The sequence below is a fragment of the Mesorhizobium sp. WSM4819 genome, assembly GCF_055811215.1.
Window position 1 is genome coordinate 16160 of record NZ_JBVVQO010000013.1, and the last position, 25309, is coordinate 41468.

At 62.6% G+C, this 25309-nt stretch carries 26 protein-coding genes; 14 read left to right on the forward strand and 12 right to left on the reverse strand.

All coding sequences use genetic code 11. The features are described from left to right. Window positions 1–71: 71 nt before the first annotated feature. Window positions 72–926 (reverse strand): aldo/keto reductase, encoded by an 855-nt coding sequence (locus AC0L18_RS14050; RefSeq protein ID WP_473492957.1) that lies wholly within the window; start codon window positions 924–926, stop codon window positions 72–74. Between the two features lie 158 nt (window positions 927–1084). Next, window positions 1085–2095 carry an Lnb N-terminal periplasmic domain-containing protein gene (locus AC0L18_RS14055; RefSeq protein ID WP_473492806.1) on the reverse strand — a complete coding sequence of 337 codons (1011 nt, stop codon included), beginning with the start codon at window positions 2093–2095 and terminating at the stop codon, window positions 1085–1087. 29 nt (window positions 2096–2124) lie between these two features. Here AC0L18_RS14055 and AC0L18_RS14060 point away from each other — a divergent pair, with 29 nt between their 5' ends. Then, the gene (locus AC0L18_RS14060) at window positions 2125–2388 is read left to right on the forward strand and encodes a c-type cytochrome (RefSeq protein ID WP_473492807.1); all 264 of its coding nucleotides are present in this window, start codon (window positions 2125–2127) and stop codon (window positions 2386–2388) included. A 44-nt stretch (window positions 2389–2432) separates the two neighbouring features. Here the strand turns inward: AC0L18_RS14060 and AC0L18_RS14065 are convergent, their stop codons facing one another. The 3 genes from AC0L18_RS14065 to AC0L18_RS14075 form a co-directional block, all read right to left on the reverse strand. Continuing rightward, the gene (locus tag AC0L18_RS14065) at window positions 2433–2825 is read right to left on the reverse strand and encodes a VOC family protein (protein ID WP_473492808.1); all 393 of its coding nucleotides are present in this window, start codon (window positions 2823–2825) and stop codon (window positions 2433–2435) included. A gap of 88 nt (window positions 2826–2913) precedes the next feature. After that, window positions 2914–3483, reverse strand: a complete 570-nt coding sequence (locus AC0L18_RS14070; RefSeq protein ID WP_473492810.1) for a histidine phosphatase family protein — start codon at window positions 3481–3483, stop codon at window positions 2914–2916. Between the two features lie 98 nt (window positions 3484–3581). Further along, window positions 3582–4820 (reverse strand): MFS transporter, encoded by a 1239-nt coding sequence (locus AC0L18_RS14075; RefSeq protein ID WP_473492811.1) that lies wholly within the window; start codon window positions 4818–4820, stop codon window positions 3582–3584. A gap of 404 nt (window positions 4821–5224) precedes the next feature. On the opposite strand from AC0L18_RS14075, the gene AC0L18_RS14080 reads away from it, so the two are divergent. From AC0L18_RS14080 to AC0L18_RS14095, 4 genes are all read left to right on the forward strand, one after another. Next, window positions 5225–5860: an ankyrin repeat domain-containing protein gene (locus tag AC0L18_RS14080; protein ID WP_473492813.1), complete on the forward strand. Its 636-nt coding sequence runs from the start codon at window positions 5225–5227 to the stop codon at window positions 5858–5860. 148 nt (window positions 5861–6008) lie between these two features. Beyond that, entirely contained in the window at window positions 6009–6398 is a 390-nt protein-coding gene (locus tag AC0L18_RS14085) for an ArsR/SmtB family transcription factor (protein WP_473492959.1), read from the forward strand. After that, window positions 6395–6928 carry an SRPBCC family protein gene (locus tag AC0L18_RS14090; protein ID WP_473492814.1) on the forward strand — a complete coding sequence of 178 codons (534 nt, stop codon included), beginning with the start codon at window positions 6395–6397 and terminating at the stop codon, window positions 6926–6928. Before AC0L18_RS14085 ends, AC0L18_RS14090 begins: the two co-directional genes overlap by 4 nt. A gap of 123 nt (window positions 6929–7051) precedes the next feature. Next, window positions 7052–7627: a dihydrofolate reductase family protein gene (locus AC0L18_RS14095; protein ID WP_473492816.1), complete on the forward strand. Its 576-nt coding sequence runs from the start codon at window positions 7052–7054 to the stop codon at window positions 7625–7627. A 69-nt stretch (window positions 7628–7696) separates the two neighbouring features. Here the strand turns inward: AC0L18_RS14095 and AC0L18_RS14100 are convergent, their stop codons facing one another. Beyond that, on the reverse strand, window positions 7697–8446 hold the full coding sequence (locus AC0L18_RS14100) for a glucose 1-dehydrogenase (RefSeq protein WP_236377435.1): 750 nt from the start codon (window positions 8444–8446) through the stop codon (window positions 7697–7699). A gap of 598 nt (window positions 8447–9044) precedes the next feature. Between AC0L18_RS14100 and AC0L18_RS14105 the strand changes: the two genes are divergently transcribed. The 6 genes from AC0L18_RS14105 (at window position 9045) to AC0L18_RS14130 (ending at window position 14322) form a co-directional block, all read left to right on the forward strand. After that, window positions 9045–10496 (forward strand): FAD-binding oxidoreductase, encoded by a 1452-nt coding sequence (locus tag AC0L18_RS14105; RefSeq protein WP_473492818.1) that lies wholly within the window; start codon window positions 9045–9047, stop codon window positions 10494–10496. 11 nt (window positions 10497–10507) lie between these two features. Beyond that, window positions 10508–11236, forward strand: a complete 729-nt coding sequence (locus AC0L18_RS14110; protein WP_128246959.1) for a FadR/GntR family transcriptional regulator — start codon at window positions 10508–10510, stop codon at window positions 11234–11236. 2 nt (window positions 11237–11238) lie between these two features. Next, the gene (locus tag AC0L18_RS14115; protein ID WP_473492819.1) at window positions 11239–11676 is read left to right on the forward strand and encodes a VOC family protein; all 438 of its coding nucleotides are present in this window, start codon (window positions 11239–11241) and stop codon (window positions 11674–11676) included. Window positions 11677–11744: 68 nt separating this feature from the next. Beyond that, entirely contained in the window at window positions 11745–12791 is a 1047-nt protein-coding gene (locus tag AC0L18_RS14120; protein WP_473492821.1) for an ABC transporter substrate-binding protein, read from the forward strand. After that, the gene (locus AC0L18_RS14125) at window positions 12791–13567 is read left to right on the forward strand and encodes an ABC transporter ATP-binding protein (protein WP_473492822.1); all 777 of its coding nucleotides are present in this window, start codon (window positions 12791–12793) and stop codon (window positions 13565–13567) included. The genes AC0L18_RS14120 and AC0L18_RS14125 overlap by 1 nt, the downstream gene beginning before the upstream one ends. After that, window positions 13564–14322, forward strand: coding sequence for an ABC transporter permease (locus AC0L18_RS14130; protein WP_287180427.1), 759 nt, complete (start codon window positions 13564–13566; stop codon window positions 14320–14322). The genes AC0L18_RS14125 and AC0L18_RS14130 overlap by 4 nt, the downstream gene beginning before the upstream one ends. Window positions 14323–14423: 101 nt before the next feature. Here the strand turns inward: AC0L18_RS14130 and AC0L18_RS14135 are convergent, their stop codons facing one another. Continuing rightward, complete coding sequence (locus AC0L18_RS14135) at window positions 14424–14897, reverse strand: SRPBCC family protein (RefSeq protein WP_473492824.1); 474 nt, start codon at window positions 14895–14897, stop codon at window positions 14424–14426. A gap of 39 nt (window positions 14898–14936) precedes the next feature. Continuing rightward, window positions 14937–15806, reverse strand: coding sequence for an SDR family oxidoreductase (locus AC0L18_RS14140; RefSeq protein ID WP_473492826.1), 870 nt, complete (start codon window positions 15804–15806; stop codon window positions 14937–14939). 103 nt (window positions 15807–15909) lie between these two features. On the opposite strand from AC0L18_RS14140, the gene AC0L18_RS14145 reads away from it, so the two are divergent. From AC0L18_RS14145 to AC0L18_RS14155, 3 genes are all read left to right on the forward strand, one after another. Beyond that, on the forward strand, window positions 15910–16800 hold the full coding sequence (locus tag AC0L18_RS14145) for a LysR family transcriptional regulator (RefSeq protein WP_473492828.1): 891 nt from the start codon (window positions 15910–15912) through the stop codon (window positions 16798–16800). Window positions 16801–17187: 387 nt separating this feature from the next. Beyond that, entirely contained in the window at window positions 17188–19017 is a 1830-nt protein-coding gene (locus AC0L18_RS14150; protein WP_473492829.1) for an adenylate/guanylate cyclase domain-containing protein, read from the forward strand. A 506-nt stretch (window positions 19018–19523) separates the two neighbouring features. After that, window positions 19524–21080 (forward strand): serine hydrolase, encoded by a 1557-nt coding sequence (locus AC0L18_RS14155; RefSeq protein WP_473492830.1) that lies wholly within the window; start codon window positions 19524–19526, stop codon window positions 21078–21080. Window positions 21081–21420: 340 nt separating this feature from the next. Here AC0L18_RS14155 and AC0L18_RS14160 read toward each other — a convergent pair whose 3' ends face one another. Genes AC0L18_RS14160 through AC0L18_RS14175 form a run of 4 tightly spaced genes read right to left on the reverse strand, consistent with a single transcriptional unit; the run spans window position 21421 to window position 25269 of the window. Further along, window positions 21421–21666: a MoaD/ThiS family protein gene (locus AC0L18_RS14160; RefSeq protein WP_236391206.1), complete on the reverse strand. Its 246-nt coding sequence runs from the start codon at window positions 21664–21666 to the stop codon at window positions 21421–21423. Continuing rightward, window positions 21654–23930, reverse strand: coding sequence for a xanthine dehydrogenase family protein molybdopterin-binding subunit (locus AC0L18_RS14165; RefSeq protein ID WP_473492832.1), 2277 nt, complete (start codon window positions 23928–23930; stop codon window positions 21654–21656). Before AC0L18_RS14165 ends, AC0L18_RS14160 begins: the two co-directional genes overlap by 13 nt. Window positions 23931–23932: 2 nt before the next feature. Next, the gene (locus tag AC0L18_RS14170; RefSeq protein ID WP_128246968.1) at window positions 23933–24409 is read right to left on the reverse strand and encodes a (2Fe-2S)-binding protein; all 477 of its coding nucleotides are present in this window, start codon (window positions 24407–24409) and stop codon (window positions 23933–23935) included. Next, window positions 24409–25269, reverse strand: coding sequence for an FAD binding domain-containing protein (locus AC0L18_RS14175; protein ID WP_473492834.1), 861 nt, complete (start codon window positions 25267–25269; stop codon window positions 24409–24411). The genes AC0L18_RS14170 and AC0L18_RS14175 overlap by 1 nt, the downstream gene beginning before the upstream one ends. Window positions 25270–25309: the final 40 nt, after the last annotated feature.

Here is a 25309-nt window from a genome sequence, read left to right on the forward strand (position 1 = left end):
TTCCTGCCGTCGCCCCAAGGCCGTCGACGTCATCTCGATGATCGACGACCTTTATGGACTGGGAGCTGCCCTCAGAACAGGAACGCGGCCGTGGCCGGGTTCGCGCCCGTACGGCCGTCTGATGAATCCATGCTTCGGATGAGCTCGAGGTCCTTTGAATCCAGCTCGAAATCGAAGACGTTGAAATTGGCGGCAATCCGGTCCTGGTGGATCGACTTTGGAATGACGATCAGCCCTTCCTGAAGATGCCAGCGGATGATCACCTGCGCCACGGACTTGCGGTGTTTTCCGGCGATCTTTTCGAGGGTCGGGTCGCTCAACAGCCGGCCACTGCCCAGCGGGCTCCAGCTTTCGATGCGGATGTTGTGCGTGCTGTAAAACTCTCTGGTCTGGCGCTGTTGAAACCGGGGATGGAGTTCGATCTGGTTGACTGAGGGTGTGACACCAGTCTCGCCGATGATTCGCTCCAGATGGTCCTGGTTGAAATTCGAAACACCAATCGACCTGATCCGGCCGGATTGCCTGAGTTCGATCAGCGTCTTCCACGCCTCGACATATTTGCCCTGGCTGGGCACTGGCCAGTGGATCAGGAACAGGTCGATCTGTTCGATGCCCAGCTTGTTCATCGTCTCGTCGAAAGCCCGCAGGGCGGCGTCACGCTGATGCGCGCCGTTGCGCAGCTTCGAGGTGATGAACAGCTCGCTTCTCGGCACGCCAGCCGTGCGGATCGCCTGCCCGACGCCCTCCTCGTTCTGGTAGCCTTCGGCGGTGTCGATCAGTCTGTAGCCGGCCTCGATTCCCCAACTCACGACTTGGGCCGTAATGGCTGGATCGACCTGCCAAACGCCAAGGCCGATCTGGGGAATGGCTGAGCCATCATTCAATGTGATCTGCTTAGCTTTAGTCAGGGTAATTTGTTCAGACATGCTCAGGTCCTTCTGCATCGCTCCGCCCCGGCGCAGTGCTTATCTAGGCGCGGCATCCGCCAATGCGAGTCGACAGGTGGAGAAAGTAGAAGTGCGCCGTGAAGCCGGGATGAGATCCGGTTCGAACCGCCCAGCGTTTCCAAACATGGTTCCAGAGATCAATAAATTGGACCGGAGGATGGCACGCCAATCCGGATCGATCTCGAAAAATCTGGCGAAAGGCCCGACTCCCGCGCACGGCCGTCAATGTGGGCTGCCTCCCTCAAAACCGACATCGGCAAGCTGACATCGAGCGCACCCCGTGCATACGCATATTCGGGAAGATAGCCGTTAACGATGAGGCGCCAGTCAAGGGGCACCACGTCACCGACGGCTCGCATCATCTTGACGATCGTGGTCGTGCAGTTCGTCGTGATGGAATTATAGAATTCTGGAGTCGTGGAAAGTGCATTTGCGTCCAAGACGTATTCCAGCAAGAGCGCCCGGGCCGCTTCCGGTGACACTTTTAGCCGATAGATTTGGACATCCTCTCCGCGAACGTTTGACCTGACGCCGACGACGTCTCTCTCGTCAGCCGCAATAATGACCAGGGGATTGCTCTTGAACAGGTCTGCCATGGGTGAAAACTTGCCGCCTCCATGGCGCCGCACCTCAATCGACCAGGCAAGATAGTCACCTCCTGCAAAGCCGAAGCTTATGATGACATGGGCGATTTTGGTCCCCGACCAATAAGACATGAAGAGATCCACCGTCTGAACGTTGGAGAGGTCGTAGGTCCGCGTTGTCCAGCGTTCGGTGAAATCAGTAGCGCTACGCCACTCGAAGTCGCGCACATCAGTCAGCGTCAACAGGTTTCCGTCGCGTGTGCCGGTTACCTGACGGGCGACGTCGGGCGCCCAGTCCACGTGACCGAAAGGCCTGATGGTGCTCCACCAAACCAGAACCACAGCTAACGCAGCTGCAAACAGGACAAGCGCCCTGATGCGAAACCGGCTGAAGAGGGCGATGATAGTGGCGAGGCCGAACAAGATGAACAGGACGCCGGCCAGAGCCCGTCCAAGCTCAGCCACAGGCAGACGATACCATATGGCAAGTCCGGCCCAGGCACTCAGGATTGCGACGGCCAGCGAAAGGATGATGGCAAGCGAGATCCGAGCGATGCGACGCATCTATTCCCCCTCTGGCGGGCCGCTCTCTGGTGGCCTCGCATTGCCTGGATGCCATTTTTCACCGGGCGTGCCAAGTCTGCCATGGCAAGGACGGCATCGCCAAGCTGCCCGACGCGCCGAATATAGCAGGGCAAAAGGAGGCTTATCTTGTCAAGGCGCTGAACGCCTTCAAGACAGGCGAGCGCAAGAACGAGCAGATGACTGTCGTGACCAAGGGCTTGAGCGATGAGGATATAGCTGATGTCGCCGCCTATTATTCATCGATCAAGATCACCGTTCAGGTTCCGCCATGAGGCCAGCTCGCAGACGTCCGCCGCCTGGCTACGCCACCGAGCGATCACGGGTTCCATCCGCCGCTGCCGTACTGACGGGTAATGATCTCGAGAAGATGACCGTTGGGGTCCTCGAAATAAACGCCGCGGCCGCCGTCGTGGTGGTTGATCTCGCCCAGCTGCGTCCGGCCAGGATCAGCCCAGTACGGCAGGTCCCGTTCACGAATCCTGCCGAAGATCTCGTCGAACTCGGCTTCGCTGACCAGGAAGGCGTAATGCTGCGGCCTGATTTCGCCTGAGGTATCCATATAGTCGAGGTTGGCACCGTTTTCGGTGGTGACCATCTGGAAAGGCCCCCAGCGCCTTGGGGCGGGAAGGCCAAGCATTTCCGCCAGGAATTTTGCCGACGCCTCGCTGTCGCGGGCCGGCAGTATTGTATGGTTGAAATCGATAGCCATGCCATCACTCCCTTTGGTCTCTCCTCGCACGTCGTTGTTTCCACGACTGAAGCGATGCTGCACGAGATGGGGTTTTAGGCCATGATGCTCAAGCCGGCGTGGCAACCTGCCCGATGACCTGCACGGGGTCAGCTTCATGGATACGGACGATGATCATTTCGCCGCTCTGCGGCACCTCGCCGGTCAAACCGGTGATGTTGACCTGATGCGTGACAAGGACGGCAGGTCCGCCGAAACGCTGCCCGCGGAGCCAGGCCAGAAGGGCAGCGGTGCGCACTTCTGCGGCCGAACTGTCGCCAAAGAATGAATTGAGCAGCTCAAGAGGCGCGACGTCGCTGATCCCGAGCAGGCGAGCGGTGTCGAGGCAACGACACCACTGGCTCGAATAGACCGCTGCCGACGAGATGCCGTTCGCACGGAACAGGTCGCCGATCGCGCGGGCCTGCGCACGACCTTGTTCCGACAGATTCCGCTGGGTGCTGCAATCACCGAGCCTGAAGCCAGGCGGATCGCCGGAGCCTGGGGCCGCGGCATGGCGCAGCAGCGCAATGGCTTCTCCGGATCGCAGGACTGCCCAGAGTGGCCCGGAGGCTTGGGCCGTGCCGAAGGCAGCTGCTCCGAGCGACAGGACAAGAAATCGCCGACGTCCAATTCGCATCTTGCTTCTCACCTTATCCGATTAGCAGCCTGACGCGGACCAGCACTTCATTCCGCAACTAGCGACATAAATGTTGGTGTCGACGATTTCAGGACCGATCAGGAGCTGGAAAGATTCCAGCCGCGAGACAGGCCTCGCGTCAGCTTCCGCGATACCCTCCACATCAGCAAGGCGGCGGCCAGGCTGTAGACGCCCATCAAGGCCAGTTGCAGCGAGTAGTCGACGCCGGCGTCGATCAGGTATCCGGTGATGCCGGGACCCATCGCCGAGGCCAGAACCATCACGGCCACCACAACCGAGCGGACCGCGCCGAGATGCGCGGTGCCGTAGATCTCCGGCCACATCGCGCCCTCCAGGGTCGAGGAGAAGCCGTAGCTGATGCCAAGCAGCGCCATGAAGACGAAGATGGCGAAAGGCGCCGTCAGATAGGCAGCCGCGAAGCATGCCAGCGCCAGCGGCAGAAGGAATACAGGCAGCAGCTGGACCGCCGAGAAGCGGTCGATCAGCCACCCGGCCAGAAGCGCAAAACCCATCGTCGTGGCGGACAGGACGGCGAAGCCGCTGGCGAAGAGTTGCAGCGGCCAGCCCCGGAGCTCGGTTAGATAGACCTGGTGAAAGAAGATGGTCGTGCCGACGAAGGCGGGAGCCAGAACCCCCAGGCAGATGGCGTAGAACGTCGGATCGCGCAGGACTTCAGTCCGCGTCCAGTGTTTCACTGCGCGTTGCGCCCTCGGCTGGGCCTCGCTCTGCGGATTGCGTTCCTTCCGGACCAGCGCACAAACCAGAGGCAAGGCCACGACCAGGATGAAGGCTGCGCAGACGAACCAGCTTCCCCGCCAGCCGACGAGGCCGGCCACGAGGACGAACAGGAAAGGCAGCAGAGCGCCGCCGACATGAAAGCCAAGCGTGACGACCGAGACGGCGCGGCCCCGGTTCGCGGCGAACCAGCGGCCTGTTGCCGTCAGAGCGGTCTGGGTCATCATCCCCTGGCCAAAAAGGCGCAGCAAATAGAGCGCAAGGAGCAGCGTTGGCAGCGAACCGGCGAACCCCATCGCAATGCTGGCGCAGGCTAGCATGAGCATCGTCGCGATCGCCATGGTCACTGTCGAACACCGGTCCAGCGGCCGCCCCAGGAACGGCAGGGTCGCCGCGCTAAGCAGCGTTGCCAGCATGTAAATCCCGCCGAACTCGCCGTGACTCAACCCGAACGTCTCGCGGATATCGCCGTTCGACAAGGCGATGAAGAAGGTCTGCCCGAAGGACGAGACGAGGGTCAGCAAAAAGGCGCCCGCGAGCCAGCGGACATTGTTGACGACGAATGCACTGAAGGACTGCATGTTGTTTCTCGATTGAGTGCGCGCTTCCTGTTCGTCTATATCGGCCTCCGCTGTCGGAGGATATCGGCCAGTTCCGCTTTGATCAGAGGCCTGGCTTCACGTTCGAGCCGGTCGAACTTCCATGCCGATTACCAACCAGCCAGTCCGACTTCGGCGTCCTCGCCACTCTGCTTGCGAGTGAAGTCAGTCGGACGCCGTCGCGCTCTTAGGTCAGGCACTCAAAGGCATCATGCCTCTCGCTCAAGCTCAGGTTCGCTATCTTCTTCTTCTTCTTCCCCTATCGGATTGTATTTGCCGACACCGTCGAATGAGAAAGGCTTTTCGATGGAAGCCGGTCATTCGGTGGATGTCGGCCGAACCGGAACAATGGTATCCTGCAGGGAGCATTCGGGGAGGCGACTGCATTGACCGAGAGCTTGGAAGTCGAAGGGGCGAGAGGTTGGTCGAATCTGCTGATCGCGGCAGAAAGCGGCGATGCGGGGACCGTTCGAGCGGAATTGGCGGCCGGCGCCAATATCAACGAGGCGGACGGCGGCGGCTGGTCAGCCCTTCATCTCGCAGCCCTCAATGCCCGCACCGCGGCGGTCGAGGCGTTGATCGAACACCCAGCAATCGATGTGAATTCCAGAAACAAATGGAAGAGCACGCCTTTAAGCCTTGCTTCGGCCAAGGGCCACTACGCCTCTATTTTAGCCCTCGTGAAACATCCCGAAATAGAGATTAATGCAAGAGCCGACTACTACGGCAGAACGGCCCTTATTGAAGCAGCAAAGAACGGGCATCTGGATGTCGTTAAGTTGCTTGTCGAGAATGGCGCCGACGTGAATCTTACTGACAAGACCGGAAGAAACAACGCGCTTATCGAGGCTATCAAGGGACGGCACTACGAGGTCGCGGGATACCTGCTTGATTCCCGGAAAATGAACTTTCTTAACAAGGATATGAGACTGAACGCCCTGATCTGGGCTGGAAGCTGCCATAACCCTCAACTCATCGAAGAGCTGGAAGTCTCGATTCATACTTTCTTCGAAGGCAAGTGAAGGTCCCGCTTCCGCCGCGGTGACCATACCCGCGGCCCTTGCACTGGCCGAATGTCTTCGATCGCCGCAGACCGCCTGTGGAACTCCCTTCCAAGCTCATTCAACCAATCGGTTGACAATTCGAAAGCGTGCCTCTATATTCAACTACATGGTTGAATTAGAAACGCCCCAGATCGACGCGGTTTTTCATGCGCTTGGCGACGCCACCCGCCGGCACATGCTTCGCGACCTCGCCGGCGGCGAGCGAACGGTGAGCCAGCTGGCGGAACCCTTCGACATGTCGCTGGCCGCCGCCTCCAAGCATATCAAGGCGCTGGAGAATGCAGGGCTTATTCGTCGCGAGGTGAGGGGCCGCACACATCTGTGCCGCCTCGAACCCGGACCGCTGGCCAGCGCCCACCAATGGCTCGGCTTCTACGAGCGCTTCTGGACCAACCGTCTCGACGTCCTCGAGCGTCTGCTTCGCGAAGAGGTCGCACGTAAAGCCCGGCATGATTCCAGGAAATCGCCCGCCTCAAGAGAAGGAGACGACCAATGAACCAGATGAAAGCCATCGAAGCCTATGGCGAACTGACCGAGCCCGCCACGTTCACCATCCAGCGGCTTTTGCCCGGTCCCATCGAGCGGGTCTGGGCTTATCTCACCGAGAGTGACCTGCGCCGGCAGTGGATGGCTGCGGGCCAGATGGAAATGAAGGCCGGCACCTCGTTCGAGTTCGTCTGGCGTAACGACGAGCTGACCGATCCGCCCGGCCAGCGCCCCGCGGGCTTTCCCGAAGAGCATCGGATGGAGGGGCGGATCACAGAGCTCGATCCGCCTTACAAACTTGCCATCACGTGGGGAGACACCGGCGGGGTTTCCTTCTTGCTGGAGCCGCATGGCAATGATGTGCTGCTCACCGTCATCCATCGCCGGCTGCCGGAACGCGCAATCCAGCTCAACGTCACCGCCGGCTGGCACATGCACCTCGACGTGCTGGCTGCCCGCCTCGCGGGCAAGACGCCGACCTCGTTCTGGGATGGCTGGAGCCGCCTGCGGGCAGAATACGACCGCCGTCTGCCGGCTTGACACGATCGCGCCGGCTGAAGTCACCGCCCAGCCTCCACCGGCATCCGCCCGTGGAGGCTCGCACACCAGCAACGAACCGACGATAAAACGTGCTTGCATTTCGCAAGCCTGATGGAGGACGTCATGCGCAAATTGATCGCCGGAATGAAGGTTTCCGTCGACGGCAAGATGGAGGGACCCGAGGGTTACGCGGAATGGGTCGACGCGTGGTCGGAGGAGTATGGGCTGATGCCGCAAATCGATGCCTGCCTGCTCGGGAGCATCATGTACACCGGCTACGAGCGCTACTGGAGCGCGATCCAGAATGAGCCGGACATGCCGTTGCCGATGACCGGCAAATTGCCGACGCCGGAGGAGCTCGAATGGGCCCGCTTTGCCGAACAGACCCCGCATTATGTGCTGTCGAACACGATGAATTCGGCGGCCTGGCCAAAGACGCGCTTCGTTCGGAGCCTCGAAGTCATCGCTGGCCTCAAGCAGCAGCCGGGCAAGGATATCTATCTCATGGGCGGTGCGCGAATGACCGCGAGCCTCATCGATGCCGGGCTCGTGGATGAACTGCGGCTTATCCTCTACCCACTGCTCGTCGGCGAAGGGAAGGCGCTGTTTGGAGCAACGCAAAATCGTCGCGGGCTTGAACTGCGGAAGGTTCAGCAGCTCACGAATGGGCGCGTAAGCCTGGTCTATGGGATCGGCTGACGCAGCCGGTCTTCGCAGATTTCGCAGCGCTGCCTGGCTGAAATTTTTTTCTGAAAAGCACTTCGCCGGTCAGAGTGAAACCGATAGCCCACCGTCAACGGCCAGCACATGGCCGTTGACGTAGGCGGCAGCGTCTGAGGCGAGAAACACCACGGCTCCGCCGAGTTCCTCAGGCTGGGCCCAGCGGCCCGCTGGGGTTCGTGCCTCGACCCATTTGGTGAAGGCCTCATCGCTCATAAGTGCGGTGTTGAGCTCAGTGGCGAAATAGCCGGGGGCGATCGCGTTGACGGTGATGCCGTGACGGCCCAGTTCAGCGGCGGTCGAGCGTGTCAGCCCGTGCAGGCCCGCCTTTGCCGCCACATAGGCGTGAATGGTGGGACGGCCAAGGATCGCTGCAACCGATCCAGTGTTTATTATGCGCCCGAACTTGTTTGGCAGCATCAGGCGCACCGCATCGCGCATCAGACGGAAGCAGGCCGAAAGATTGACGGCAATCACATGGTCGAAATCTTCGTCCTGCCATTCGACCAACGGACTGCGATGCTGGATGCCGGCGTTGTTGACCAGAATATCGAGGCGGCCGTGGCGTTCGACGATCCCTTCGAGCGACGCCCTCGAGATCGCCGCGTCGGTGACATCGAACGGCAGGGCTTCGGCACCGATCCTTTCGGCCGCCGCCGACAGCGCCGCCGGATCGCGGGCATTGACGATCACCGTCGCGCCGTTTTCCGCAAGTGCCTTGGCCATGGCGAAGCCGAGACCACGCGAAGCACCTGTGACCAGCGCGACACGGCCGTTAAGCGAGAACAATTCCGACATTGATAATCCCCTAGGAAAAGGCCGGGCCATGAAAACGGGCGGGAGTTTGCTCCCGCCCAATTAACGCTATTTGGAGCACTATTTGGCGATGCAGGTATCCGCTGTCTCCGGCGTGCAAATGTCAAGGCCGGTATAGGTCGGGTCGGCCGGCGAAGCCTTGCCGTCCTTCATGTCCCCGATTTACGCAAGGCAGCTAATCAGCGAAATGTATTCGACACAATCCTTATTAGAAGGGGACCGGCATCCCTTGTTAGAGGGGCAGGCGAACCTCGGAGCAGATCGTCACCGCGCCGGCTTCGATTGGAGCGAGCTTCGGTTCCTATCCAAGGTCAAAGCCGAGATGTTCCGCTGGTCTTGACCGACTCGCCTTTGAGGCGGCGAAGATCTGGAACAGGTTCAGGCCGATAAAGAACAGTTCCAGGCGACCACGTTAAAGCATTGGCTCCGGCCGGCTATAAAGTAGCATTTTTCGAGGGGGAACAGTTCAGGCGCGGGCGTGGATTGCGAGTGGCCGCGGAGTTCGGCGCGCCGAAGTGATGACGGCAACCGAGAGAATAGGGACTTGCGAAGTTGTAGGATGACCGTATGATCCGACCCGATGATCACGGATCGCCCCTATCAACGCGAAGCTTCCGGCGCAATTGCTGAGCTGCCTGCGCAGTTGGCGGGTGATGCGCTGATAGACGGACGGTCGCCCCAGGCAGAGCGCTACCTCCTCGATTGGGGCCGCGACAGGCGCGGCAGTGCCCGCTTCATCGTGCGTCCAGGATCGGTGGAAAAGGTCCAGGCGTTTGTGAGATGGTGCTCGCAGAGCGGTGTCGCAATCGTCGTGCAAGGCGGCAATACCGGACTTGCCGGTGGCGCCATTCCAGACAATTCGGACTACGCAGTGCTGTCGCTTGAGCGTCTCAATCGGATACGCCGCGTCGACCCGCTCGACTTCACGCTGCAAGCGGATGCCGGGGCCGTGCTGCAGGACGTCAAGGACGCCGCTGAAGCATCCGAGATGACCTTCCCGCTCGCGCTTGGCGCACAGGGATCGTGCACGATCGGCGGCAATGTCGCGACCAATGCCGGCGGCATCAATGTGCTGCGCTACGGCATGACGCGTGACCTGGTGCTCGGGCTTGAGGCGGTCCTGCCGGATGGCACCCTTTGGAACGGCATGAACGGGCTGCGCAAGGACAATCGCGGCTACAGCCTGAAGCAATTGATGATCGGCTCGGAAGGGACGCTGGGAGTCGTCACCGGCGTCGAAGTAGGGCTCTCGCCCCGGCCGACGCAGGTCGAGACCGCCTATGTCGGACTGGGCAGCTTCCGCCAGGCGTGCGAGCTGTTCCGGATGGCAAGACATCTCTGCTCCGACCTTCTCAGCGCGTTTGAGGTCATCGGCGAGGAGTGCCTGCCGCTGGTCCATCTCATCGATCCGAATCTGCGCTCGCCCTTGACGCGAGAATGTCCGGTTCACGCGATCGTCGAACTCGCCTGTGGGCCAGGGATAGATGCCGGCGGCCTTCTTGAAACGATGCTGGCGCGCGCCCTCGAGGCCGACCTGATCAGGGACGGCGTCGTCGCGCAAAGCCGCTCGCAGGCCGCCACATTCTGGGCCATCCGTGAGGGCCTGGTCGAGGGGCAGGCGCGGCGCGGCTTTCATGTCCGCACCGATCTCTCGGTTCGTCTCAGCCAGGTGCCGACGCTGATCGAGCAAGCACGCGCGTGCATTGTGCGCGACTGGCCTGGCTGGGCATCCTTGACCTATGGCCATGCGGGCGACGGCAACATCCATTTCAACGTGCTGCCTCCGATCGATTGCGAGCCCGGCGAAGCGAGGACCGTGGGGCAGGCGGTTTTGGCCCGGCTCTACGAGCTGGTCGGAGCGCTCGGCGGCTCGTTCAGTGCCGAACATGGCGTCGGTCGCAGCCGCAGTCACGTGTTCTGGGCCGGCCTGTCGCAACGCGAACGGCAGCTTCATACCGCGATCAAGGCAGCCTTCGATCCGGCAGGCCTGTTCAATCCCGCGTGTCTCATGCCTGGTCCGGGCGATTTGTAGGGGAAAGCCGCATGAAGCAGCGTTCGTCCATCATCGGCAGCGTGGAGGCGCTTCCGCATCGCGTCGCTTCGCATCTGAGCCGCGAGATCGAGGGCGGCGACATCATCCCGGGAGCCCGGCTCCCCACCGAAAGCCAGCTCGCCGACAAGTTCGGCGTCAGCCGCAATGTTGTCAGGGAAGCGATTGCGCAGCTTCGCGCCGATGGCATGATCGAGGCGCGTCAGGGCGTAGGCGCATTCGTCATGGCGCCGGAACAGCGGACCGCCATCCGGATCGACCGTGAGGCGCTGAAAGACCAGCGCAACATGGAGCAGCTCTTCGAGCTGCGCAGCATCCTGGAGACCGAGTCCGCCACGCTGGCCGCGGCGCGCTGTACATCCGATGATCTTGACGCAATCAAGGCTGCGCTGGACCGCATGGGCGGCGAGGAGCGCTGGGAGGATGGCAGCATCGAGGCCGATCTGCTTTTCCATCGGGCGATCGCCCGGGCGACCGGCAATAGTTACATCTACACCTTCATTTCCTTCGTCTGCGAGCAGATCCGCCAGTCGATCCACTATGCCCGCCTCACCAACCCGCTCCACGACCTGGTCGAGGTCAACGTCGCCGAGCACGTGCGGATTTACGACGCGCTCGCCGCGCATGATCCACAGGCTGCCGGCGAGGCGATGCGCCGGCACATCGAAGGCGCCGCATCGCGCGTAGGCGTCGAGCTCACCGCGATCAATCGAGGCAAATGACCATGTCGCTCGGGCAGGCCAAGGCAATCACCGATATCTGCCTGCTCGTAGAGGATATCGACCGCACCATCGACTTCTACACGCAGAAGCTTGGCTACCGGATCAGACGCCGCGCCGAGGGCTTTGTCGATTTTCATTCCGAGCGCGTGACGCTCGCCGCATGGCAATTGGACCACATCAATCGCCACTGCGGCGTCTCGAATGTCCGCTCACCGAAGCAGGCGCACAAGGCGTGCGTCGCCATGGAACTCGAAAGCGCCGGCGAGGTCGACCGGCTCTACGCCGAACTGTCGGACAAGGGCGTGCCGTTCGTCGGGCCGCCCGGCGACTATGTCTGGAACGCGCGTTGCGCCTACTTCCACGACCCGGACGGGACGCTGTGGGAACTCTATGCCTGGACCGGCGCGGGACCGGGCGACTATCACGACACGCAAGTGTGATTGGATCGCGACGGCCCCGCAAGAAAGGGCCGCGCCGCATGCAAGCAGTCCAACAAAGGAGCAAGAAGATGAGTGGGAACGCATCGCAGTGGAATCGCAGATCGATCCTGAAGGCCGGCGCCGCCGGCCTGGCGGCTTTCGGGCCGGGACTTCAGCTGTTCGGCGCCAGCGCCTCGGCAGCCGCCAAGCTCGTCGTCCAGTATGACTGGCTGATGTCGAACGGCCAGATCGGCGACGTCGCAGCCGTCACCAATGGCTACTTCAGCGAAGCTGGGCTCGAAGTGGAGTTCAGCCCCGGCGGGCCGAACGCCGCCACCGTGCCGCCAGTGGTGTCCGGTGCCGCCCAGCTCGGCCAATTCTCGGAATCGCCTCAACTCTATGCCGCGCGGGCGAGCGGCGTTCCGGTGAGGATAATCGCCTGCGGCTATCGCACCGGGCCCTATGCGCTGACGTCGAAACCGGAGAAGCCGATCCGGTCGGTGGCGGATCTGAAGGGGATGCGGATCGGCACGCAGCCGACCGCGCGCTTTGCCATCGACGCGATGCTCGCGAAGAACAAGATCGACCCTTCCGAGGTCACCATCGTCAATGTCGGGTTCGACAAGGCGCCGCTGGTTCGTGGCGACGTCGATGCGATCGGCGGCTGGATCACCAACACGCAGGCGCTCAGCGTCGTCGGTGACGATCGCATCGATCTGCTGTTGTCGGAGCTCGGCCTGGCGTCCTATGCCAATGTCTACTTCGCGACCGACAGCGCCATCGAATCCGATTCCGCGACCCTGGCGAAATTCATCGGCGCGGTGGCCAAAGGATGGGGCTGGGTCCATGCCAATCCCGAGCAGGCGGTCGACAAGCTTGTCGCGGCCTATCCCGAGATCGACGCGGGCTGGGAAAAGAAGACGATCCCCCTGGTGCTGAAACTGTCGTTCGACGACAACACGAAAAAGGATGGATGGGGCACCTTCGATCCTGCCTCGATCGAGAGCCAGATCGCGCTGCTTGACCAGATTGGCCAATACCCGAACGGCAGGCCGAAGGCCGAGGACGTCTATACGACGAAGCTTCTCGAACTCACTGCGGCTGAACGGCCGAAGCTCGGCACGCCCGCCTCTTGATGGCCGCGCCGGCCATCGAAACCTCCGGGCTCGACGTCGGCTATCCCGGCCGGCGCTCGCCCGTGACGGTGATCTCCGGTCTCGAACTGACAGTCGAGGCCGGGACATTCCTGTCGATCCTCGGGCCTTCGGGGTGCGGAAAGTCGACGTTGCTGCGGGTTGTCGCCGATCTGCTGGCGCCACTCGCGGGCACGATACGCGTGATGGGCGAAACGCCGTCGGCGGTGCGCTCCGGCCGCGGTGTGGGCTTCGTCTTCCAGGACTCGACCCTTTTGCCGTGGCGCACGGCGCGCGAGAATGTGCGGCTGCCGATCCAGGTCGGCCGCCGCAGCCTGTCGCGCATGATAGACGACCGCGCCGACGAGCTGCTCGAACTCGTCGGGCTGTCGGCGCTTGGTGAGCGCCTGCCGCATCAGCTTTCCGGCGGACAACGCCAAAGGCTGGCTATCGCCCGGGCGCTGCTTGGCGAGCCACGTCTGCTTCTGATGGACGAGCCGTTTGGCGCGCTTGACGAGATCACCCGCGATCGCCTCAACGACGAACTGCTGAACCTTTGGCGGCGAACCGGAACGACCGTGCTGTTCGTCACGCATTCCATTGCCGAAGCCGTCTATCTCGGGCAGCGCGTGATCGTGCTTGCAGCGCACCCCGGACGGATCGTCGCCGACCACGACCTTCGTCCGCTGAAGGGGCCGGACAACAGATGCTCGCGCGAGGATCCGGCGATCGTCGCGGCAATGGCCAGGATGCGCTCCGCCCTCGGAGCGGCGTCGTGAACCAGGGCGCGCTTTCACCATTCGCACAGGCTGCGCTGCCGATCCTCGGCGCCGGCTCGCTTATTCTCGCATGGCAATTCCTGCTGCCGCTCGCCGGCGTGCCCGCTTACATCGTTCCGACGCCGACCGCGATAGCGGGCGTGTTTGCCGGGAACGGATCGCTTCTCCTGTCGAACCTCTGGCCGACGGCCATCGAGGCGCTCTCCGGCTTCGTGCTCGGCAACCTCGCCGCAGTGCTGCTGGCGGTCGTCTTCGTTCACAGCCGTACGCTGCAGGCGGCCTATTTTCCGGTCGTGCTGTTCTTCAATACGATCCCGGTGCTGGCGCTGGCCCCGGTCGTCATCCTCATCTTCGGCCTCGGCATGCTGCCCAAGATCGTGATCGCGGCGGTGATCTGTTTCTTCCCAACGCTCATCAACATGATCCGGGGTCTGGAATCGGCGAGCCCCAGCGAGCACGAGCTGTTCCGCGTGCTGTCGGCGACGCGCTGGGAAGTATTCTGGCGCCTGCGCCTGCCGCGCGCGCTGCCAATGCTTTTCGCTTCGCTGCGGATCGCCTCGGCGACCGCGGTGATCGGCGCGATCGTCGGCGAGTGGATCGGCTCCGACAAAGGTCTCGGCGCGCTGATCATCCAGGCGACCTTCAACTACCAGTCCGACCGGCTCTACGCCGCCATCGTGCTCTCATCGCTGTTGTCGATCGGGTTCTTCATGACCGTCGTTGCTGCTGAGCGGTGGTCGGTTCGATACCGTTAGAGGCGGCTGAACGCGTCGGCGACGGACGTAGCATCATTTGTTCCCGCGAAGGCAGGGCGCCTCCTTGAGAGCCGCCCTGTTGCTTGTGTTTCTGGCGATGATTAGAGCTTTCCCGCTGCGAGCAGTTCGCGGGTCCGCTTCAGCGTCGACAGCAGGGCGGCCTTGTAGCCGTTTTCGCTGGCGAACTGAGCCTGCTCGGCCTGCTCCTCGCGACCGTTTGGCTCTTTGCCGCGCAGGCCAATGTAGCAGTAGAAGCGAAGCTGCAGTGCGCCTTCTCCATCTTCGAACAGTTCGTTGACAATCGCTCCCTCGCGCGGACCGGATGCCTGGAAGAAGGTGACCTTGCTTTCCGGCTCGAGCGTGACGATTTCGCGCAGGTCGTGGCCACCGATCGTGGCCTCACGCACGAAGTGGGTAGCGCTTTCCTCCACAACGTCGCAACGGGTGCAGAGACCCGTGACAAGGAACATGCGGGCGTCGCGTGCTTTCAGCTCGAGACCCTTCCACACTTGAGCGCGCGTCAATGGGACTTCGCCTTCCGGGTTCACCGGAACTGTGGCAGTGGAATAAATCATGATGACAGTCCTTGTGATCAGACAGGAGCTGCGCTTCCGTCAGGCGGAGGCAGCGGTTTCCGAGGCGAAGGCTCGATATGGCCGCAGTGGACGTCCGAGCAGGGCAGTCAGGCGCTCGACGTCGCCGGCCCCAGGCAGCATCCCGTCGGTGAAGAAGCGCTCGCCCATCAGACGCATGTCGTAGGCCATCCAGGCGGGCACGAACTGCTTGAGATTTTGCTCAAAATCCTCGGTATTGTCGCCGCCGTAGTTGATCGGGCGGGCGAGCACCTCTGACCAGATGGCGGCGATGTCCGCCCCAGTCAGTGTCTCTGGACCGACGAGGTTGATCCAGTCGATCGCAAGCGGCTCTGCGGCCTGTTCACGGCGCAGCAGCTCAAGGGCGGCGATCTCGGCGATATCACGGACGTCGATCATGGCGAGACCCTTGTCGCCGATCGGCATTGTGTAGGTGCCATAGCCGGTGATGACGTCTTTGATCATCAGATCGTTCTGGATGAAGTAAGCTGGGCGCAAGATCGTAGCCTTGAAGTCCATCTGCTCGATCATTCGCTCGACGCCGAACTTGCCAGCGAAATGGGGCACGTTCACGTAGCCGTCAGCGTGGATCACCGATAGATATACGATCCGCTCGATACCGGCCGATCGGGCGACGTTCAGCGCGACCAAAGCTTGGGTGAATTCGTCCGGAACTACGGCGTTCAAAAGGAACAGAGTGGAAACTCCAGACATGGCTTTGCGCAGCGAATCGACATCGAGAAAGTCGCCTTGCACGACGGATACGCCTGCCGGGAAGTTGGCTTTCGACGGATCGCGGACGAGAGCACGTACATCAGCGCCGCGCTTGACGAGGTGTTCGACGACTTGGCGGCCAATATTGCCTGTGGCCCCGGTAACGAGAATGGTCATGAAATTTCTCCTGTTGGGTTGCTTGACACGGCCAATATGTGTGGCTCACTGAGCGTCCAACAGGCTGAAATTTTAGACGCACCGTCTCGCTGGTGGAACACACATGGATCTTTTTGCCCTCGCCGATTTTAATCTCGTTGCCCGCCACGGTGGTTTCGGCAAAGCCGCAAGGGCCACCGGCCGGGCTAAGGCGACCCTGTCCCGGCGCGTTGGAGAATTGGAAAGCAGCCTTGATCTGCGCCTGTTTGAACGGGGTGCGCGTAGCCTGAAGCTCACCGAAGAAGGACGGGCGCTCTTCGAGCGGACAGGGGCGCTGCTTGCCGAACTGGACGAGACGGCTTCGGCGATTGCCTCGGGCGGTCAAAGACCCAGGGGCAGATTACGGATTAGCGCACCTTTGCTTTTTTCTCAGACCGCAATGGGGAGGATTGCTGCGGGGTTTGCCCTTAAATATCCGGAGGTGAGGCTGGAGGTTACGACTGAGGATCGGCCTGTTGACATGATCGAGGAAGGCTACGATCTGGTAATCCGAGTCAATCCAGATCCCGACGAAAGCCTGGTTGGACGGGCGTTTCTCCGCGACCGCCTGGTCGTAGTGGCGAGCCCTGACCTTCCTCGCGCGAGTGGTGGACTCGCCGCTCCTGGCGTCGCGCGCTGGGCGGGCGATCGGCAAACATGGCACGTGAAGACACAAGGTGGCCGGTCAACAATTGCAATCGAGCCTGTCCTCGCTTTGTCGATGCTCATCATGGTCCGGGATGCGGTGCGAGCCGGCGTCGGTGCAGCACGTCTTCCCATTTCGTTGGTGGCCCACGACTTGGCTGACGGCACGCTGGTACTATGGGGGGATATCGACGGCCCCGAGATCGCTCTATGGGCGCTCTACCCATCTCGGCGGCTACTCAGCGCGCGAGTGTCGGCGTTCTTGAATTTTCTAAAACAGGCCTTCCCAAATGGGACGCCGGACGAACTAGCCGCCTATATTGGCAGGTGATGACCGAACCCGCGTTCGGGCGTAGAAAGTCCTATGCAACAAAAAAACGAAAACTGAGAAGCGCTTTGCCAGCGTCATGGATGAACTCACGTCCCATGCCAGCCTGCTTAGCAAAATGTGCTGGAACTATGGCCTGTCTTCCGATGCACTTTGTCAACAGAACCTAGTGGTGAAAGTCTGACGCTTGGTGCCGGTGGACGGCAAGAACCGACCCAAACGAGCCATTCCGGCAGGTAAGCTCGAATGTCTTGAATGTGGTAGAATACGAAATTGGTCAACCGTCGCCGCATCAGCCATCAAAGAACGCGCGGAAAGTAGCGATTTGCTGAGTACTGGTGAGGTCAGTTTCTTATCGGAATACTATGATCCGCCGGGGCCAGGCCAACAATGGACCGCAAGCTTGCCGCGATTCTAGCCGCAGATGTAGTGGGCTATTCGACTCTGATGGAGCGCGATGAGGCGGGCACTTTCGAGCGCCTTCGTGCCGGACGCAAGGATCTGTTTGAGCCCGAGATTGCCCGCCATCACGGCCAGATTTTCAAGCTTATGGGCGACGGGATGCTCGCCGAGTTTGGCAGCGTGGTGGACGCCGTGGAATGCGCCGTCTCGCTGCAGCGCGGGCTGGCGGAACGGAACGCCGCCGTTCCCGAGGACCAGCGGATCCGGGTCAGGATCGGGATCAATCTTGGCGAAGTGATCGTCGAGGGCGAGGACCGGTATGGCGAGGGCGTCAATGTCGCGGCCAGGCTCCAGCAGCTGGCCGACCCAGGCGGCATCTGTGTCTCGGCAAAGGTCGCCAGGGAGGTTGAGAGGAAGCTGGCGTTCGGCTTCGAGCCGATGGGCGAGCAGAAGGTGAAGAATATCGCCGAACCGGTGCAGGCCTTCCGCGTCATCCTTGAGGGACAAGCCCCACGCCAACCAACGCGGTCATCGCCTCCGCGCTGGGTTTGGGCAGGAGCAGCGGTGCTCGCCCTTATTCTGGTTTTGGCCGGGACGACCTGGCGGTTCTGGCCGTCGGCGACAGTGAGCGACATGCCGAGGATTGCGGTCCTTCCCTTCGATGACATGAGTGCCGGCGCGGATCAGGGATATCTCAGCGACGCCGTCGCCGAGGGGATCATCACGGAGCTTTCGCGGAGCAAGACTTACGCCGTCATCGCCCGCAACTCGAGTTTCAGATACCGCGACAAGCCCACCGACGCCAGGCAGATCGGAGATGAACTCGGCGTCGACTACCTGCTCGAAGGCAGCCAGCAGAAGATCGGAGACCGGCTGCAAGTGACCGCCCAGTTGCTGAATGCGGATGACGGATCGCATCTGTGGGCTAACACCTACAACCGCGAGATCGGTGACCTCTTCGTCGTCCAGGAGGAGATCATCCGCACGCTTGCGGATCGGGTCGGGCGCAGGATCCAGCGCCCCCTGCCAAAGAGCGACGCCGCGCAGGTCAGCGCGCTCCACTATCACCTGATGGCGATTGCCGAGATGCGCAGCAGTGCTTTCACGGCCGCGGGGAACCAACTGGTGCGGCAACTGAGCCTCAAGGCGATCGAAGCGGATCCAAACGCCCAGTTCGGCTATATCGGGCTGGCCTGGTCCTATCGCCATGATGTGACATTCGGGTGGCACGAGCAGGAACATAACCGGGACGAGGCCTTGAAGCGTGGCGCCGAGTACGCCGACAAGGCAATCCTGCTCGCTCCGGACGATGCCGAGGCACATCATATCCGCGCCCGCATCCATACCGAAGCCGGAGAGATCGAGCAGGCCCTTGCACAGTTCGATCAGGCAATTGCGCTGAATCCGAGCAATTCAAGCATCCTTCACGGCAGTACGGACCCGCTGCTGTATATTGGCCGCATCGACGAAGCGATCGATCGGATCGAGCAAGCCAAGGGCATCGATCCGTTTCACTCTGATTTGCTCCACTGGCAGATGGGCTGGGCGCTCTGGCAAAAGAACGATTGCCGGGCTGCGCTGGCGGCGATGCGGAAGATGTCCAGAATCCCGACAGGCGCACACCGAATGCTTGCGGGGATCCACGCTTGTCTGGGAAACGAGCGGGAGGCAAGGGAAGCGCTTGCGGTTTTCCTCAAAGACTCTCCCGGCCAATCCATCAGCAAAGAACGCAGGAAGTGGGAGAAGATATGGACCGCCCCCGGAAGCCTCGAACGCTGGATCAAGGACATGCGCTTCGCGGGTTTGCCGGAGGAGTGACGGCTGCCCGTGCGCCAGGCTCTCACCGGAACCTCTGGAATGGTCGGTTAGCGACTGAGTGCCAATGTCGGAAATTGGCGCTTCCTGTCAGTTCAGATCGATGATGGCAACGTGAACTTTCCACCCTGAGCTGCCTTACGCGTCGGGTAGCAAGCGTCAGGCTTTCACCACTAGGCGCCGCCTCCGGCGGCTTACCGCCGCGATGCGACCGCGGTTGGCGAATGGATCGCGTCCGACTAGGTCTTGGCGACGATCGTCGACGCGACCTTAACTATTGGTCCGACCGGCTCGACGCCGCTATCGTGCTCTCATCGCTGTTGTCGTTCGGGTTCTTCATGACGGTCGTCGCCGCCGAGCGATGGTCCGTTCGATATTTTTGACCGGTTGGCTTTCGGGGTTGGCCGCTTGGCGTCGCGCAGCGGACTTTGCTGTATCGCGCAGGCGAGGGCTGGCCTTCCCTGCGTCGGCCTGTAGTATGACAGTGCTTGCAGGGGAGGAGCTCGAGCGTGCGGTTGGGTCGGAATTTCCGCCGTTGGGGGACGTTGGCCTTCATCGCCGTCATGGTGCTTTCGCCGCAGGCGGTGTCGGCCGACAGCCTTACGCCCGACCGGATCACTGCCGCCCTGTCGAAGCTCGAACTGCTCGCCGAAGGTGTCGTCGCGGACGGTGCCGTACCCGGTCTCGCCATCGGGGTCGTGCATGGCGACGAGGTGGTCTTTCTCAAGGGGTTCGGGCATCGCGAGGCCGGCAAGCCGGAGACCGTCGACGCCGACACGGTGTTCCAGATTGCCTCCCTCTCCAAGCCGGTCTCGGCAACGATAGTGGCGGCGCTGGTCAGCGAGGGCATCGTTTCCGGGGATGCGAAAATAGTCGATCTCGATCCGACCTTCCGGCTCGCCGAGCCCTATCCGACCAGTGAACTCACGGTACGCGACCTGTTTTCGCACCGCAGCGGGCTTCCCGGCACCGCCGGAGACGACTTTGAGGACATTGGCTACGATCGCGCGGAGATCCTGCGTCGTCTGCGGTTCGTGTCGCCATCGTCGAGCTTTCGCGCCGGCTACTCCTACAGCAATTTCGGACTGACCGAGGGTGCCGTCGCGGCCGCGAAGCCGACGGGCAAGTCCTGCGAGGAGATCGCCGAGGAGAAGCTCCACCGTCCGCTTAAAATGGCCTCGACCAGCTCCCGTCATGCGGACTTCGTCAAGCATGCCAATCGCGCTGCGCTCCACGTCAAGATCGACGGCGTCTGGGCCGCGAAGGTAAAGCGCAATCCGGATGCGCAGGCGCCCGCGGGCGGTGTCAGCTCCACGGCGCGCGATCTCTCGCAATGGGTGCGCCTCGTGCTCGGCAATGGGGTCTATGCCGGCGAGACGCTCATTAAGGCCGATGCGCTGGACCAGACGCATGTTCCGCTGATGGAACGGGGCAAGAACCCCGTCTCAGGCGGCACGTCCTTCTACGGCCTCGGCTGGAATGTCGAATTCGGCCGTCACGGCCTGAGCTGGGGCCATGCCGGCGCCTTCAGCGTCGGCGCCCGCACCCTGGTGACGCTCTTCCCGGAGGAGAAGCTTGGCATCGTCATCGTCGCCAATGCCTTTTCGACAGGCGTGCCGGAAGGCCTGTCCGAGAGCTTCGCCGATCTCGCCTTTGACGGAAGAGTCGAGAAGGACTGGGTCAAGGCATGGGACGATGCCTATGCGAGCCTGTTCGGCCCGGCAATCGCGGCGGCCAAGGCCACCTATGCCGCGCCACCGTCTCCGGCAAGTCCGGCCCGGCCGGCCAGCGCCTATGCGGGCCGTTACTCCAACGACTTCATCGGCGATGCGGTTGTATCGACTGCGGGGGACGCTCTTGCACTCAAGGTCGGGCCAGCCGGCACCCGGTCCTATTCGTTGAAGCATTTCGACGGCGACCTCTTCCTGACCTTCCCGGACGCCGAGACGCCGGACAGGCCCTCGGGCGTAGGCTTCGACATCGGCCCCGACGGCAAGGCGTCGGCCATGACGATAGAGTTTCTCGACGATAACAATCTCGGCACACTGAAGCGCGTCGGTGATTAGTTCCCCTGCGCCTTCGCATCCTGGGGCGGAGCAAGGAGCGAAGCGACGCGGCGCAGACCCTGGGATCCATTCCGTTACCTTGGAGCGCTGCTGCGGTGCAGGACCTTTGATCGTGGAGGGACAGCGCCCCCCTCTGTCCTGCCGGACATCTCCCCCACAAGGGGGGAGATTGGCCTTCACCAATGATTTCGCCAACCACCAACCTTGCAAAAAGGACGCTGTCCGCGAAGCTGCCGATCTCCCCCCAAGTGGGGGAGATGTCCGGTAGGACAGAGGGGGGCGCGAAGGATCGCTACAGAGAGCCGTTACAGGCTGGGGCTTGGCCGTGAGGTGGTGCCACTCACCCCCCAGCCAGCCGCGGCAGCAGAAAAATCTCCGCCCCCTGCGGCAATTCCTTCGACCAGGTGTCGCGATAGATAACCCCGTCTATGGCGACTGCGATGCCGCGGTCGATGTAGGGCTCGAAGCCGGGATACTGCTCAGCCAGCTTCCTGAACAGCTCCCGAATATCCTTTGCCTCGATCTCGAGCTTGCTCTTGCCTCCGGCGATTGCGCCGAGCGATCCCCAGAGCGTTACTTCGACCATCGGCCTCCCCGTTCCGCCTCGATCGCAGCAAGAATCCGCGGCGGCGACATCGGGATATGCGTCATCCGCACGCCCGCGGCGTTCGACACCGCATTGGCGATTGCCGCCAGCGGCGGCACGATCGAGGTCTCGCCGACGCCCCGCACCCCGTAAGGATGGTTGGGATTGGGGATCTCGAGGATCTGCGTGTCGATCATCGGCAGGTCGGAGCAGACCGGGATGCGGTAGTCGAGGAAGCCGGGGTTCTGCAGCCGCCCGTCCTTGCCGTAGACGTACTCTTCGTTGAGCGCCCAGCCGATGCCTTGCGCAGCACCCCCCTGATACTGCCCCTCGACATAGGTCGGGTGCACCGCCTTGCCGGCATCCTGCACGACCGTGTAGCGCAGCACCCTGGTGGCGCCGGTCTCCGGATCGACCTCGATATCGCAGATATGGGTGGCGAAGGAGACGCCGGCGCCGTCGGCGACGAGCTCGCTGTGGCCGGCGATCGGCCCGCCTGTCTTTCCTGACCCGGCCGCGATCTCCTTCAGAGACAGCGCCGCAAGGTTGCCGTACTTCTCGCCTTTGGCGATGGCGTGGCCCTTTTCCCAGACCACGTCGTCGACGGGAACATCCCACATCTGCGCGGCGCGTTCCCGCAGGATCTTGATGGCGTTGCGGGCGGCCGAGATCGTCGCCATCGAGGAGGAGAAGGTACCGCGGCTGCCGTCCGTCATGTCGTTGTAGCCAAGGCTGGAGGTGTCGGCGACCACCGCCTTGACCTGCTCATAGGCGATGCCGAGTTCCTCCGCCGCCACCAGCGACAGCGACGCGCGGGAACCACCCACATCGACCGTGCCGACGGCAAGCGAGACCGAGCCGTCCATGCCGATGTTGAGGTCGGTGCAGGTCTGGCCGCCGAAGTTGAACCAGAAGCCGCAAGCCATGCCGCGGCCCTGGTTCTTGCCCAGCGGCGCCTGCATGTGCGGATGGTTCTTCGCCGCCTCCAGCGTCGGGCCGATGCCGATCGGGCCGTAAACCGGGCCGTAGGACGATCGGGTGCCTTCCTGGGCGGCGTTCCTGATCCGGAACTCGACCGGATCCATGCCGATCTCCTTGGCCAGCTCGTCGACGGCACTTTCCACTGCAAACGCCGCCATCGGCGCCGATGGCGCGCGATAGGCCGCCGTCTTTGGCCGGTTGACCAGCACTTCGTAGCCGACCGTCCTGACGTTAGCGAGATTGTAGCAGGCGAACGCGGTCATGGCGCCGAGCTCGGCCCACATGCCGGCATAGGGGCCGCAGGAATAGCGCAGCGTCGCCTCGGCCGCGGTGATCGTGCCGTCCTTGCGGGCGCCGATCTTGACGTCGATCGAGGTGGCACTGGTCGGCCCGGAGGCGCGGAACACCTCGTCGCGCGTCATCACCAGCTTGACCGGCCGGCCGGCCTTGCGCGACAGCGCCAGCGCCACCGGCTCGGCCCAGACGTGGGTCTTGCCGCCGAAACCGCCGCCGATCTCCGACGAGGTGACGCGCAGCTTGGAGGCTTCCATGCCAAGCAGCTGAGCGCAGTGCTGGCGGTAGACGAAATGGCCTTGCGTGCAGACCCAGAGGTCGGCGGTGCCGTCGGAACTGACGCTCGCCACGCAGGCATGCGGCTCGATATAGCCCTGGTGCGTCTGCTCGGTCTTGAAGGAGCGTTCGACGACGTAATCGGCCTGGCCAAATCCCTCATGGATGTCGCCATGGCCGTACTGGCTGCGTTTGGTGACGTTGGACGGCTTGACGGGCTTTTGCTCAAGGCCCTCGGTGAAGATGGTGTCGTCGAGCACGGGCGCCGAGTGCTTCATTGCCTCGTCGACATCGGTCACATGCGGCAGCACTTCATAGTCGACCTCGATCAGCTTCAGCGCCTGCCTTGCCGTGCGGGCGTCGACCGCGGCGACCGCGGCCACCGCATGGCCGTCATAGAGCGCCTTCTTGCGCGCCATGCAGTTGTCGAGGATGTCGTGCAGGGCGGCATCGCCGTCGGTGAGGTCGGGCAGGTCGGCCGCGGTGATCACCGCCTTCACGCCGTTGAGCTTCTCCGCCTTAGAGGTGTCGATCTTCCTGATCGTGGCGTGCGCGTGCGGGCTTCTCAGGACACGCCCGACCAACTGGCCGGCCATGTTGAAATCCGCGCCATAGCGCGCGCGGCCCGTTACCTTGTCGACGCCGTCGGGGCGGATGGGACGCGTGCCGACGGAGGCGAAATTGCGTCCGGAATAGCGCGGATCGAAGTTCATCGTCAGGCTCCCTTCATCACGCTTGCGGCGTCCTGAACGGCGCGCACGATCTTGTCATAGCCGGTGCAGCGGCAGAGGTTCCCGGCGAGGCCGAAGCGGATTTCCTCCTCGGTCGGGTCGGGGTTCTTGGCCAGCAGGTCTTTCGCCGCGATCAGGAAGCCCGGCGTGCAGACGCCGCATTGCAGCGCTGCGTGTTCGAGGAACTTCTGCTGCAGCGGATGCAGCCTGTCGCCGTGCGCCATGCCCTCGATGGTCTCGACGCGCCGGCCCTCGGTCTCCGCGCCAAGCACCAGGCACGAGCACACCAGCCGGTCGTCGAGGATGATGCTACAGGCGCCGCAGTCGCCGGTGCCGCAGCCTTCCTTGGCGCCGGTCAGCCCGAGGCGGTCGCGCAGCACGTCGAGCAGCGTCTCGTCCGGGTGGCAAAGGTACTCGACATTGTCGCCGTTGATCGTCGTTGAGACTGCAATTGCGGCCATCACTTGCCTCCTGTACGCGCATAGGCGGTCGTGGCGGCCCGCCTGGCCAGCACACCCGCAACTTTTCTTCTGAACTCGACCGTGCCCCGCTTGTCGTCGATGGGGCGGCAGGCCCCCGAGCAGACCTTGGCGAGCCGCTCAAGTGCTGCTTCGTCAAGTTTCCTGCCGATGAGGGCCTCGGCCGCCTCTTCCACCAGCAGCACCGTCGGCGCCACGGCACCCAGCGCCACGCGGGCCGATTTGACGACACCTTGCTCGTCGAGCGTCAGGTTCACCCCGGCGCTGACCACGGCGATGTCCATCTCCGTGCGTGGAATGAAACGCAGATAGGCATCGCCGGAGCGCGGCGCGCGCCTGTCGAGCAGGATCGCCTCGATGATTTCTCCCTTGGCGAGCGACGTCTTGCCAGGCCCGGTCGGGACTGCCTCCACCGCGACCGTGCGCCTGCCTTCTGGCCCGACAATCGATGCCCTGGCGCCGGCTGCCACCAGCGCCGGCACGCTGTCGGCGGCCGGCGAGGCGTTGCAAAGATTGCCGACGATCGTGCAGCGACCCTGCACCTGTTTCGAGCCAATCAGCTTGGCCGCTTCGACGACGCCCGGCCATTCCCTGTTCAAGGCCGCGCTCTCTCCCATCAGGGCGCAGGACACCGCGGCACCGATGCTGAAGCCTTCCGCCGTTTCCCTGATCTCGCCCAGTCCGTCGATTGCCTTGATGTCGACGATCAGGTCGGGCTCGATAAAGCCGCCTTTCATTCTCACCAGGAGGTCGCTGCCTCCGGCGAGAATGGCGGCGGTGCCGGGCGAGCCGGCCAACTGGCCAACGGCATCTTCCATTGAAAGCGGACGTATGTAGCGCATCGTCTCCCCTTGATCATCGCAATTCTGTCGGCCCGTTATA